Source organism: Escherichia sp. KCJ4928 (assembly GCF_004352695.1).
Classification (GTDB): Bacteria; Pseudomonadota; Gammaproteobacteria; order Enterobacterales; family Enterobacteriaceae; genus ECMA0423.
Genome location: NZ_SJWV01000125.1, coordinates 1 through 12,130, shown reverse-complemented (window position 1 = coordinate 12,130; position 12,130 = coordinate 1). Strand labels below are relative to the sequence as shown.

The 12,130-nt window shown below is 46.9% G+C and carries 14 protein-coding genes and 1 pseudogene; 7 read left to right on the top strand and 8 right to left on the bottom strand.

Features of this window, described 5'->3' with window-relative positions; genetic code table 11:
- Positions 1-1,431 (top strand): mannitol dehydrogenase family protein (locus tag E0D98_RS16550; protein WP_205713023.1); only part of this gene is annotated, 1,431 nt, incomplete at its 5' end.
- 35 nt (positions 1,432-1,466) lie between these two features.
- On the opposite strand, the gene ydfZ is transcribed toward E0D98_RS16550, so the two are convergent.
- The 3 genes from ydfZ to ydfG form a co-directional block, all read right to left on the bottom strand.
- The gene (gene ydfZ / locus E0D98_RS16545) at positions 1,467-1,670 is read right to left on the bottom strand and encodes a putative selenium delivery protein YdfZ (protein WP_000214712.1); all 204 of its coding nucleotides are present in this window, start codon (positions 1,668-1,670) and stop codon (positions 1,467-1,469) included.
- A 177-nt stretch (positions 1,671-1,847) separates the two neighbouring features.
- Positions 1,848-2,534 (bottom strand): DNA-binding transcriptional regulator rspR, encoded by a 687-nt coding sequence (gene rspR, locus E0D98_RS16540; RefSeq protein ID WP_000215549.1) that lies wholly within the window; start codon positions 2,532-2,534, stop codon positions 1,848-1,850.
- Positions 2,535-2,622: 88 nt separating this feature from the next.
- Positions 2,623-3,369: a bifunctional NADP-dependent 3-hydroxy acid dehydrogenase/3-hydroxypropionate dehydrogenase YdfG gene (gene ydfG, locus E0D98_RS16535; RefSeq protein ID WP_000636571.1), complete on the bottom strand. Its 747-nt coding sequence runs from the start codon at positions 3,367-3,369 to the stop codon at positions 2,623-2,625.
- 136 nt (positions 3,370-3,505) lie between these two features.
- Between ydfG and dcp the strand changes: the two genes are divergently transcribed.
- A complete protein-coding gene (gene dcp / locus E0D98_RS16530; protein ID WP_001296767.1) occupies positions 3,506-5,551 on the top strand; it encodes a peptidyl-dipeptidase Dcp in 2,046 nt (681 codons plus the stop codon).
- A gap of 44 nt (positions 5,552-5,595) precedes the next feature.
- Here the strand turns inward: dcp and E0D98_RS16525 are convergent, their stop codons facing one another.
- Positions 5,596-6,114, bottom strand: coding sequence for a 2-oxo-tetronate isomerase (locus tag E0D98_RS16525; protein WP_001024561.1), 519 nt, complete (start codon positions 6,112-6,114; stop codon positions 5,596-5,598).
- 275 nt (positions 6,115-6,389) lie between these two features.
- Between E0D98_RS16525 and ydeI the strand changes: the two genes are divergently transcribed.
- On the top strand, positions 6,390-6,782 hold the full coding sequence (ydeI, locus tag E0D98_RS16520; protein WP_000671731.1) for a YdeI family stress tolerance OB fold protein: 393 nt from the start codon (positions 6,390-6,392) through the stop codon (positions 6,780-6,782).
- A 254-nt stretch (positions 6,783-7,036) separates the two neighbouring features.
- On the top strand, positions 7,037-7,927 hold the full coding sequence (gene dgcZ, locus E0D98_RS16515) for a diguanylate cyclase DgcZ (RefSeq protein WP_000592826.1): 891 nt from the start codon (positions 7,037-7,039) through the stop codon (positions 7,925-7,927).
- 114 nt (positions 7,928-8,041) lie between these two features.
- On the opposite strand, the gene mgtT is transcribed toward dgcZ, so the two are convergent.
- The 3 genes from mgtT to ydeE all read right to left on the bottom strand — a co-directional run bounded on the left by mgtT (position 8,042) and on the right by ydeE (position 9,555).
- Positions 8,042-8,146, bottom strand: a complete 105-nt coding sequence (mgtT, locus tag E0D98_RS27955; protein ID WP_211180496.1) for a protein MgtT — start codon at positions 8,144-8,146, stop codon at positions 8,042-8,044.
- Positions 8,146-8,241: a protein MgtS gene (gene mgtS, locus E0D98_RS16510; protein WP_000901367.1), complete on the bottom strand. Its 96-nt coding sequence runs from the start codon at positions 8,239-8,241 to the stop codon at positions 8,146-8,148. The genes mgtT and mgtS overlap by 1 nt, the downstream gene beginning before the upstream one ends.
- Positions 8,242-8,367: 126 nt before the next feature.
- Complete coding sequence (ydeE, locus tag E0D98_RS16505; protein WP_001054189.1) at positions 8,368-9,555, bottom strand: efflux MFS transporter YdeE; 1,188 nt, start codon at positions 9,553-9,555, stop codon at positions 8,368-8,370.
- A gap of 194 nt (positions 9,556-9,749) precedes the next feature.
- On the opposite strand from ydeE, the gene eamA reads away from it, so the two are divergent.
- Positions 9,750-10,649 (top strand): O-acetylserine/cysteine exporter, encoded by a 900-nt coding sequence (eamA, locus tag E0D98_RS16500; RefSeq protein WP_000087216.1) that lies wholly within the window; start codon positions 9,750-9,752, stop codon positions 10,647-10,649.
- Between the two features lie 44 nt (positions 10,650-10,693).
- Here eamA and E0D98_RS16495 read toward each other — a convergent pair whose 3' ends face one another.
- Positions 10,694-11,392 (bottom strand): GntR family transcriptional regulator, encoded by a 699-nt coding sequence (locus E0D98_RS16495; protein ID WP_000577184.1) that lies wholly within the window; start codon positions 11,390-11,392, stop codon positions 10,694-10,696.
- A 198-nt stretch (positions 11,393-11,590) separates the two neighbouring features.
- Between E0D98_RS16495 and E0D98_RS16490 the strand changes: the two genes are divergently transcribed.
- Together E0D98_RS16490 and E0D98_RS16485 are read left to right on the top strand one after the other, a co-directional pair.
- A complete protein-coding gene (locus E0D98_RS16490; RefSeq protein WP_000722571.1) occupies positions 11,591-11,902 on the top strand; it encodes a PTS sugar transporter subunit IIB in 312 nt (103 codons plus the stop codon).
- Between the two features lie 114 nt (positions 11,903-12,016).
- Positions 12,017-12,130 (top strand): annotated as a pseudogene (locus E0D98_RS16485) (PTS sugar transporter subunit IIC); the annotation flags it as partial.

Below are 12,130 nucleotides of genomic sequence, written 5' to 3'. Positions count from 1 at the left end.
ACACTCCCTGTTTATGATCGTAATAACCTGGCCCCAAGAATTGTTCATTTAGGCTTTGGTGCATTTCACCGTGCGCATCAGGGCGTGTATGCCGATATTCTTGCTACAGAACATTTCAGTGACTGGGGATATTATGAGGTCAACTTAATCGGCGGCGAACAGCAAATTGCCGATTTACAGCAGCAAGATAATCTTTATACCGTTGCGGAAATGTCGGCCGATGCGTGGACGGCTCGCGTCGTTGGCGTCGTTAAAAAAGCCTTGCACGTACAGATGGATGGCTTAGAAACCGTGTTGGCTGCGATGTGTGAACCGCAAATCGCGATTGTCTCTCTGACAATCACCGAAAAAGGGTATTTCCACTCTCCGGCGACCGGACAGTTAATGCTCGATCACCCGATGGTCGCTGCCGACGTGCAAAATCCCCACCAGCCGAAAACAGCAACAGGAGTGATTGTTGAGGCGCTGGCTCGCCGTAAAGCGGCAGGACTTCCCGCATTTACCGTCATGTCATGTGACAACATGCCAGAAAACGGTCATGTTATGCGTGACGTTGTCACTTCCTACGCGCAAGCCGTTGATGAAAAACTGGCACAATGGATCGAAGATAACGTGACTTTCCCATCAACAATGGTGGACCGTATTGTGCCCGCAGTGACAGAGGATACGCTGGCGAAAATCGAACAACTTACCGGTGTGGGCGATCCTGCGGGCGTTGCCTGTGAACCTTTCCGCCAGTGGGTAATAGAAGATAACTTTGTTGCCGGACGTCCAGAATGGGAAAAAGCGGGAGCCGAACTGGTTAGTGATGTGCTGCCTTATGAAGAGATGAAGTTGCGCATGCTCAACGGCAGTCATTCATTCCTGGCGTATTTGGGTTATCTTGCTGGATATCAGCACATTAATGACTGCATGGAAGATGAACATTATCGTTATGCGGCGTATGGCTTGATGTTGCAGGAACAAGCGCCGACGCTGAAAGTGCAGGGCGTTGATTTGCAAGATTACGCTAACCGATTAATTGCACGCTATAGCAACCCGGCGTTACGTCATCGAACCTGGCAGATTGCGATGGATGGTAGCCAGAAATTGCCACAGCGGATGTTGGATTCTGTTCGCTGGCATCTGGCGCATGACAGCAAGTTCGATCTGCTGGCGCTGGGCGTCGCGGGTTGGATGCGTTATGTCGGTGGTGTTGATGAACAGGGAAATCCGATAGAAATCAGTGACCCACTGTTACCTGTTATTCAGAAGGCTGTACAAAGTAGTGCCGAAGGGAAAGCGCGCGTCCAGTCATTGCTGGCGATTAAGGCAATCTTTGGTGATGATTTGCCAGACAATAGCTTGTTTACTGCAAAAGTGACGGAAGCGTACTTGTCTTTATTAGCGCATGGCGCGAAAGCGACCGTGGCGAAATATTCCGTGAAGTAAAAAAAGCAATGCCGCCATCGGCGGCATTCACACACTTAGTTCATGCCGAGACGAATCAGGTCCAGAGGTGCCAGTTTCTCTTCACAACCTTCAACAACTACGGTTTTTCCGCGGCGGATTTGCTCAGCGGTCAGACCTTCAGTATCAATCGACAGGATCTTGCCAGTGTGACCGGTGCCGCTAACCATAACACGGCTGCCAGTGGTGATTGCGTTACGGTTACGATCGTAGGTCGTCATAGGTGTTTTCTCCTTTCTGATTTACAGTCGAAGCCCACGTAACGGGCGCAATATAAATACTCCTGTCGAGTGAAATATTTTTTGTTTTTGATCAAGCTCACATCTTTTTTGATGCATGCATGAGCCGTAAGGCGGGGGGAAAAGCCTCTCATCCCGGATGGGATGAGAGTAAATGAATTACTCTTCGCTAAACCAGTCGCTGTTTTCCTGGCGGATCTGGCGCACGGATTCGCTGATTTCCTGCAAATGTTGCGTCATTGCACGTTCTACCGCATCGCCATCACGTTTTTGCAGGGCAGAGAAAATATCAAGATGCTGGCGTAACAGCATTTCTGGTGGAGAAACATGGTCGAAACTCATATAGCGCACGCGATCAACGGTCGCTTTCAGGTTCTCAATGGTATCCCACGCCAGTTGACAGTCGGCAATCTGCGTCAGGAGTTGATGGAAGTTGTCATCAAGTTCAAAAAAATCATCCAGTTGCTTGCGCTCAATGGCAATGCGTTGCTGGTGAAGATTTTGTTCCAGTTGGTAGCACTGGCTTTCGGTAATCATGCTCGCCGCCCGACGCGCCACCGCGCACTCAATGGCCTGACGGATAAAACTGCCGTTTCGCACCTGAGCCATGGAAATTTTGTTGACGTAGCTGCCACGCTGCGGACGAATTTGAATCAGGCCGTTTTCCGCCAGTTTAATAAAGGCTTCACGAACCGGCTGGCGTGACACATTGAAACGAACAGAAACTTCTTTTTCCGACAACGGTGTGCCTGGTGCAATCAGGCAATGGACAATGTCGCGACGAAGAATACGATAAATCTGCTGATTGACAGGCTGTGTGGGATTAAGTTGCGTTTCGACGGTCATTCGTTCTTGCTTGTGAGTGAGTTAACTGCATGAGTCTACCACTTTTTTGTGACAAGCAATAACCCGGCAGTTACGCCGGGTATAAAAATTACTGACGGTGGACATTCAGTCCGGCATAGCTTTGGGTAACCGGCATCATTTCCAGGGTATTGATATTGACGTGAGCAGGCAGCGTTGACACCCACCAGACGGCTTCGCTGACATCTTCTGGCGTCAATGCAACGGTATTTTGATAGGTTTTTTCCGCTTTACCGTCATCGCCTTTAAAGCGGACATTGGAAAACTCGGTGCCACCCACCAGACCCGGTTCGATGTCGGTGACGCGCACCGCCGTACCATGCAGATCCGTACGCAGATTCAGGCTAAACTGACGAACAAACGCTTTCGTCGCACCGTAAACGTTACCACCGGCATACGGCCAGCTACCTGCCGTTGAGCCAATGTTAATAATATGACCATGATTACGTTCAACCATACCCGGTAAGACGGCGCGCGTCATATATACCAGGCCTTTGTTGTTGGTATCAATCATCGTTTCCCAGTCTTCAACGCTGGCTTTATGCGCAGGCTCCATGCCCAACGCCAAGCCGGCATTATTTACCAGGATATCAATATTGCACCACTCGGCAGGAAGCGATGCCAGCATCTCTTCAATAGCGGCGCGGTTGCGAACGTCCAGTTGGGCGATATACAGATTATCTCCCAGTTCGTCTTTTAACTCCTGCAACCGCTCCTGGCGACGGCCAGTGGCGATAACTTTATGCCCTTGTTGAATAAAACGACGAGTAATGCATTCACCAAAACCTGCCGTTGCTCCAGTTACTAAAACGATCATCTCACTGTTCCTCAACGCTTTTGTGTGTCAATAACATAGCACGTGATGCTTAAGAGCGGGTAATACTGGTTTGCAAGATTGCACTCCGTTATCAGTAAGCCTACGCTATGGAACACCTCGCGTTCAGGAGAAGAAAATGACAACAATGAATCCTTTCCTTGTGCAAAGCACACTGCCGTATCTGGCTCCTCATTTTGATCAAATTGCCAATCATCACTATCGCCCGGCATTCGATGAGGGAATGCAGCAAAAGCGGGCAGAAATTGCTGCCATCGCGCTTAACCCGCAAACGCCTGATTTCAACAATACTATTCTGGCACTGGAACAAAGCGGAGAATTACTTACCCGCGTTACCAGCGTCTTTTTTGCGATGACTGCGGCGCATACCAATGATGAATTACAGCGTCTTGATGAACAGTTTTCCGCTGAACTGGCGGAACTGGCTAATGATATCTATCTGAACGGTGAATTATTCGCGCGGGTAGATGCTGTCTGGCAGCGCCGTGAATCCCTGGGGCTTGATAGTGAATCCATCCGCCTGGTGGAGGTTATTCATCAACGTTTTGTCCTTGCCGGAGCCAAACTTGCGCAAGCTGATAAAGCAAAATTAAAAGTACTGAATACAGAAGCTGCGACCCTGACCAGCCAGTTTAACCAGCGGTTACTTGCAGCAAATAAATCCGGCGGTCTGGTTGTGAACGATATCGCGCAGCTGGCAGGAATGAGTGAGCAAGAGATTGCGCTGGCGGCAGTGGCGGCTCGCGAGAAAGGTCTGGATAACAAATGGCTGATTCCGCTGCTGAATACCACCCAACAACCGGCGCTTGCCGAAATGCGCGATCGTGCGACGCGTGAAAAACTGTTTATTGCGGGCTGGACGCGAGCGGAAAAAAATGATGGCAATGATACCCGCGCTATCATTCAACGTCTGGTAGAGATTCGCGCACAGCAGGCGAAACTGCTTGGTTTTCCTCATTATGCCGCATGGAAAATCGCCGATCAGATGGCAAAAACACCTGAAGCAGCACTCAACTTTATGCGGGAAATTGTTCCAGCGGCGCGTCAACGTGCTAGCGATGAATTAGCCTCCATACAGGCGGTTATCGATAAGCAGCAAGGCGGGTTTAGCGCGCAGCCGTGGGACTGGGCATTTTATGCCGAACAGGTACGGCGGGAGAAATTTGATCTTGATGAGGCGCAGCTCAAGCCATATTTTGAATTAAACACGGTGTTGAATGAAGGTGTATTCTGGACCGCGAATCAGCTCTTCGGTATTAAGTTTGTCGAACGTTTTGATATTCCTGTCTACCATCCTGACGTTCGTGTGTGGGAAATTTTTGATCATAATGGCGTGGGACTGGCGTTATTTTACGGTGATTTCTTCGCCCGTGATTCAAAAAGCGGCGGTGCATGGATGGGCAATTTTGTTGAGCAATCAACGCTTAATGAAACGCATCCGGTAATTTATAACGTTTGCAATTATCAGAAACCCGCTGCCGGTGAGCCTGCGTTGTTACTCTGGGATGATGTAATAACCTTATTCCATGAATTTGGTCATACGCTGCACGGCCTTTTTGCCCGCCAGCGTTATGCCACGCTTTCCGGCACCAACACGCCGCGTGATTTTGTCGAATTTCCGTCGCAAATCAACGAACACTGGGCAACGCATCCGCAGGTATTCGCTCGCTACGCCCGGCATTATCAGAGCGGGGCAGCAATGCCTGACGAACTGCAACAGAAAATGCGTAATGCCAGCCTGTTCAACAAAGGGTATGAGATGAGCGAACTGCTTAGCGCCGCACTTCTCGATATGCGCTGGCATTGCCTGGAAGAAAACGAAGCAATGCAGGATGTCGATGATTTTGAATTGCGGGCGCTGGTGGCGGAAAATATGGATCTTCCTGCTATACCGCCACGCTATCGCAGCAGTTATTTCGCCCATATTTTTGGTGGCGGATATGCTGCAGGTTATTACGCTTATCTGTGGACGCAAATGTTGGCCGATGATGGTTACCAGTGGTTTGTTGAGCAGGGCGGATTAACGCGTGAAAATGGGCAGCGTTTTCGCGAGGCGATCCTTTCCAGAGGTAACAGCGAAGATCTGGAACGCCTGTATCGACAATGGCGCGGTAAGGCTCCTCAGATTATGCCGATGCTGCAACATCGTGGCTTGAACATATAAACACCACCAATGGCTGGCCTGGAGATATCGCCAGGCCAGCCTGGTTATAGCAGTAATTGCAGCAGCTGGACGAGGGCAAACCTCACCGCTAAAGCTAATACCGTTTCGCAGTCGCCAGCAAAATGCATAACCGCAGTGTAGGTCTGGCCTTTAATATGCCACGCGAACCAGACGGTACCCGCTGGCGTACCATCTTCACCGCCCTCCGGTCCGCCGTAGCCGGTAATGGCAATACTGACATCAGCATCCGCACGCTCTATGGCACCTGTTGCCATTTCTGCTGCCACTTTCTCACTCACCGCAGAATATCGTTCAAGAGATTGCTGGCTTACGCTGAGGATTTTCATCTTTGCCTGATCGGTGAAAGTAACAAAGCCTGCACCGTAAAATTTGGGTGTATCTTCAGCTGCACACAGGGCGCTAGCCAACTTACCGCCGGTGCATGATTCGGCGGTAGTTAAGCGTAATTGATCCGCGATAAGTCTTTGACTCAACGCGGATGTCAGGTTTTCAATAGTGTCGGTATCTGCGAGTTGTACAATTTTATCTTTATTAATGTTCACTGTTTTTTGTCCACGCTATTATATGTAAAGGTGATTTGCTTTTTCTGTATGCTCGTCAAATATAATAATTTTCAAACATATAAATCCGATTATTCTGAAAATATGTTTAAGACTCTTCAATCTTCTTAACTTTAGTGAGTTAAATTCTCTGAATATTTGACAGCTAGTGGGCTGATTTTAAATGCCTTATAACAATTGGCAGTATTCTTATTTGGCAATTATAAAAATAGCAACCAGACTTAATAAGTCAAACCAAACGCAATTAAGGAGTTAGTATGAAATTTCAGGCCATTGTATTAGCAAGTTTTCTTGTCATGCCTTATGCGTTGGCAGATGACCAGGGCGGTTTAAAACAGGATGCAGCGCCACCGCCGCCTCATGCAATAGAAGATGGCTATCGCGGAACCGATGATGCAAAAAAAATGACCGTTGATTTCGCAAAAAACATGCACGATGGCGCTTCGGTTTCACTACGCGGTAATTTGATTTCTCACAAAGGAGAGGACCGTTACGTTTTTCGCGATAAGAGCGGTGAAATTAATGTCGTTATTCCTGCGGCCGTCTTTGATGGACGAGAAGTTCAGCCGGACCAGATGATCAACATTAGCGGCAGTCTGGATAAGAAAAGCGCGCCGGCCGTCGTTCGGGTCACTCATTTGCAGAAATAAAAATAAATTAGCCTGATGGCCTGAACTACTGGGCCATTAGGGTATTGGGTTATGCTATTTGTCATCCTTTTATTTACGATAATGCAGAGGTGATTTACAGAATTAAACACTTTTTTATCCGCTGATTTTGTTTTAAATCACAATGTTATCTCAGAGATGACTCCTAACTTCGGATTTCTATGAAAATATTGACGTAATTTTGCTTTTCTCTCGTTAGAATAGCGCGCACAAGGAACTGTGAAAAAGGAGTGGCAATGATCAAGAAGACAACGGAAATTGATGCCATCTTGTTAAATCTCAATAAGGCTATCGATGCCCACTACCAGTGGCTGGTGAGTATGTTTCACAGCGTGGTCGCGAGAGATGCCAGTAAGCCAGAAATAACGGATAACCATTCTTATGGACTGTGCCAGTTTGGTCGGTGGATTGATCATCTGGGGCCACTCGATAACGATGAATTACCTTACGTTCGGCTAATGGATTCTGCCCATCAACATATGCATAACTGTGGTCGGGAATTAATGCTGGCTATTGTTGAAAATCACTGGCAGGACGCGCATTTCGACGCCTTTCAGGAGGGGTTGCTTTCTTTTACTGCGGCATTAACCGATTACAAAATTTATTTGCTGACGATCCGTAGCAATATGGATGTTTTGACGGGATTGCCGGGGCGTCGGGTTCTTGATGAATCCTTTGATCATCAGTTACGCAACACTGAGCCTCTGAATCTTTATTTAATGTTGTTGGATATTGACCGATTTAAATTGGTTAATGATACCTACGGGCATTTAATCGGCGATGTAGTATTACGCACCCTGGCAACTTACTTAGCCAGTTGGACGCGTGATTACGAAACGGTTTATCGCTACGGGGGCGAAGAATTTATCATTATTGTCAAAGCGGCTAATGATGAAGAAGCATGTCGTGCAGGTGTCAGAATTTGCCAGTTAGTCGATAACCATGCCATCACACATTCTGAAGGGCATATCAACATTACCGTGACAGCAGGTGTGAGTCGCGCATTTCCTGAAGAGCCTCTGGATGTGGTCATTGGAAGAGCAGACCGGGCAATGTATGAGGGTAAGCAAACCGGAAGAAATCGCTGCATGTTTATTGACGAACAAAATGTGATTAACCGAGTTTAAGCTCCGTTTAACATTCATTGAGAAAACTGATGCTACTGTGTCAACGATCCGTTATCAGTGCAGGAAAATGCCTGTTAGCGTAAAAGCAAAACACAAATCTATCCATGCAAGCATTCACCGCCGGTTTACTGGCGGTTTTTTTTCGCCGTCATAAAAATCAGGCCCCTTGTACACAACTGTAACAAGGGGCCGGTTAGGTGAGGGATTATCTCCGTTCATTAGTCATCCCATTTGTGGCTGAAATACGCGGCCAGAAAACCAGAAAATAAAATTATTCCCAGTACGGCCATAAAAACATTCATATTACCCAGCATTATTTGCCTCCGTTTATGGTGTGGTGTGTTTCCTCGCTTACCTTAATTTTCATCTCAATGAGAAAGATATTAGCAGAGGTAACCTAAACGAAGGCTGAATTAAATTTTTATTGTGTTCGACTTAAATCAACAAAGCGCGGGCTGCCCCCACGGTCTTGCACGAATCCCTTTTAACATCAGCACCCACGCAGCAATGATCACCAACGCTAAGATGACAAACAGCGAGGAAGGCGGCAGGCTGGTTAGCACTACGCCACTCACTAATGGGTTAATCGCGGCACCAAGCCAGCCTAAAGACTGGGCGGAAAAATAGCTGGCTTTCATTCCTGGCGGCGCAATATGGTCAATCAACATATACTCGCCCGGCGCATAAATGATTTCACCGACAGTAAATACCGCAGCTGACATACCCCACAATAGCAGGCTGTTGCCGGAAAAAATAAAACCGACCAGACCGATGACGAAACATAGGGTGCCTGCTGTCATCAGCGCGCGGATGTTAGCCGGGTTAAGTCGGCGGCCCACGGAATATTGCAACGTAACCACCATGGCAGCATTCACCGGAAGAACAACCGCGACCACCTTTTCGGCAAAATCCCCATCAGCAATCACCATCACATATTGTGAAATGCATGAAGCAAATGCGCCGCTTACAAAAGAAGCCAGAAAACCAGAGCAGGTAAACCACAACAGTGCTTTATCTTGTAATAAAACTTTCGGCGACCAGACACTGCCTGTTTCCGTGGCGATGATTTTCTCGCTGCGCTTTACCCAAATTTGAATGAAAAGCATGGGAAACGCGGAACAGATAGCTGCCAGCCAGAAGGGCAGATTGATGCTCTGCATCACCAACAGCGTGCCGAGCGGCGGACCGATGGTCCAGCCAATGTTTAGCATGGTGTAGTTGATTGAGAAGATTTTCGTTTTGCTGGTGGACGAAAGATTGTCGGCAAACCAGGCTTTCAGCACGGTAGCAAAAACAGAATAGGCGCAGTTAATGAGGGCAAAAAAGAGCACCACCAGCGTTACGTTATTCACTAAAGGAATGGCAATAAAACCGCTGGCGAAGGCGGTAATTGCCAGTAACATATAGCGTTTCTTGTCGAACTTATCCGCCAGGATACCAAAACCGAGGCTAAAAACGACGCCAATAGTGAGCGCAATTGTCATCGCATAACCGATTAGATCGACACTCAGGCTGTACTGGCGACTCAAGTAAATGGTCATAAATGGCAGCGTAGCGCCGCGTCCGATGGTTAATAACAACGACGAGGCAAGAAGGGCGCTGGTAGAGCGTCGTAGGGATAAGTTCATTTGTCTGTCCGGCAGTGCGTTTCGTTATGTTTTGTTTTAGAGATGTAAAGAAATAGCATGGCAAAAATCCGAAGTATAGCGACTTATTTGCGCATTAATGCCGTCGTAACCGGCGACTAACGAATCAACTGTTAAAGAAAAGTAAATTCAGCTAAGTTGATTGCTTACAAAAGATGAAATTCAGAGGCGGTAGAATGTCGCGAAAAGATGGGGTGTTGGCGCTACTGGTAGTGGTCGTATGGGGGCTAAATTTTGTGGTCATCAAAGTGGGGCTTCATAACATGCCACCGCTGATGCTGGCCGGTTTGCGCTTTATGCTGGTCGCTTTTCCGGCTATCTTTTTTGTCGCACGACCGAAAGTACCACTGAATTTGCTGCTGGGGTATGGATTAACCATCAGTTTTGCGCAGTTTGCTTTTCTTTTTTGTGCCATTAACTTCGGTATGCCTGCTGGACTGGCTTCGCTGGTGTTACAGGCACAGGCGTTTTTTACTATCGTGCTTGGCGCGTTTACTTTCGGGGAGCGACTGCATGGCAAACAATTGGCGGGGATCGCCTTAGCGATTTTTGGCGTACTGGTGTTAATCGAAGATAGTCTGAACGGTCAGCATGTGGCGATGCTCGGCTTTATGTTGACCCTGGCTGCAGCATTTAGTTGGGCGTGTGGCAACATCTTCAATAAAAAGATCATGTCGCACTCAACGCGTCCGGCGGTGATGTCGCTGGTAATCTGGAGCGCTTTAATCCCAATCATTCCCTTCTTTGTTGCCTCGCTGATTCTCGATGGTTCCGCATCCATGATTCACAGTCTGGTTACTATTGATATGACCACCATCTTGTCGCTGATGTATCTGGCGTTTGTGGCGACAATTGTTGGTTATGGGATCTGGGGGACGTTACTGGGACGCTATGAAACCTGGCGGGTTGCACCGTTATCGTTACTGGTGCCCGTAGTCGGACTGGCAAGTGCGGCACTATTGTTGGATGAACGCTTAACGGGTCTGCAATTTTTAGGTGCGGTGCTCATTATGACCGGGCTGTATATCAATGTATTTGGCTTGCGGTGGCGTAAAGCGGTAAAGGTTAGAGGCTAAACCATACGCACAGAATGTGATGTCAGCACTCTGTGCGTCTGCTTTTATCGCGGGAAAAAGTACTTTACCTGGAACTCGAAAATATTGCTGTAAAGTAACGAATAATCCAGCGGAATAGAGTTACTGTCCACAGCCTGGGTCTGAATTTTAAGTATGGGATCCCGTGGGCTGATCCGTAAAATACTGGCGATTTCTGGGGTAGGAAAAGTAGGGGAGAAAGTTTCAAAGGTGCCAATGATTTTGATCCCGCATTCATTCTCAATATATGAAAATTTGGATTTTTGCATATGTGACACGGTTAAATCAGGAAAACGTGCTACTGACATCCACGTTTCTTCTAATTGTGCTGCATTATCCTCAATGAATCGCAGTCTCTTTATGTAATAAACCTGCTCACCAGTCACTAAATTCAGCTCAGTCGCAATAGTGGGTGAAGCATCCTGCACTTCAAATTTCATAATCTGACTCCCTGCCTCTTTGCCGCTTTTATGCGCAATTTCACTGAAACTGTTCATGTGATCAATGTGTGCAACAAAATTCTTTTTTTGAATGTATGTTCCTGAACCATGCTTTCTGTGAATAATTCCTTCGCCTTCCAGCAAGGATAATGCCTTACGCAGGGTATTACGCGAAACATTATAACGAACAGCGAGTTCCGCTTCTGACGGCAACAAATCACCAACATGCCATGAATTGCCATTGATTTCGGATTTAAGTAAGCGGGCAATCTTTTGAAAAATCACTTTTGCACCTTTTAAGAGCCATTGAAAACAAGGAGTTGAGTCCTGATTGGTTTATCGTATGGCCGAGTCGTTTAATAATCACCCTGATGTTGAACAACTTTATCACTGTATTACTGTGATCAATGTACCAGGACGTATAGCTACTGCGGGATATGATATTTAAACAATGTAATCTGTTATATACCAGTAAGGGAAAATATGAAAAAAATATTGTTAGTTTGCGCTGCGGGCATGTCAACCAGTATGCTGGTTAAACGTATGATTGATCATGCTAACGCTATTTCACTTGAAGTTAATATTTCCGCATTGGCGATTGCAGAGGCTAAAGGGAAAATTAAAAATAACGAAGTTGACGTTGTTTTACTTGGCCCGCAAGTTCGCTTTCAGAAACCAGAGATTGAAGCCGTTGCACAGGGGAAAATGCCTGTAGCCGTTATCGAGATGAAAGACTACGGCACCATGAACGGACAGGCAGTTCTTGAATTTGCGATGAAACTACTGCAAGAGTAAGAATCTAATATTATTAAACTATTACCTGAACTAACTTTTCACACATCATAAAATGGATATGGCATACATGCTTTATTGGGATGTATAAATATCCAAAACAACAGGTATAAAAAAATGGGATTAATGGCCTCATTCGAACGTGGAATGGAACGTTTTCTTGTTCCAGTTGCTATCAAGTTAAACTCACAAAAACATGTTGCAGCGGTGAGAGATGGATTCGTTTTTACG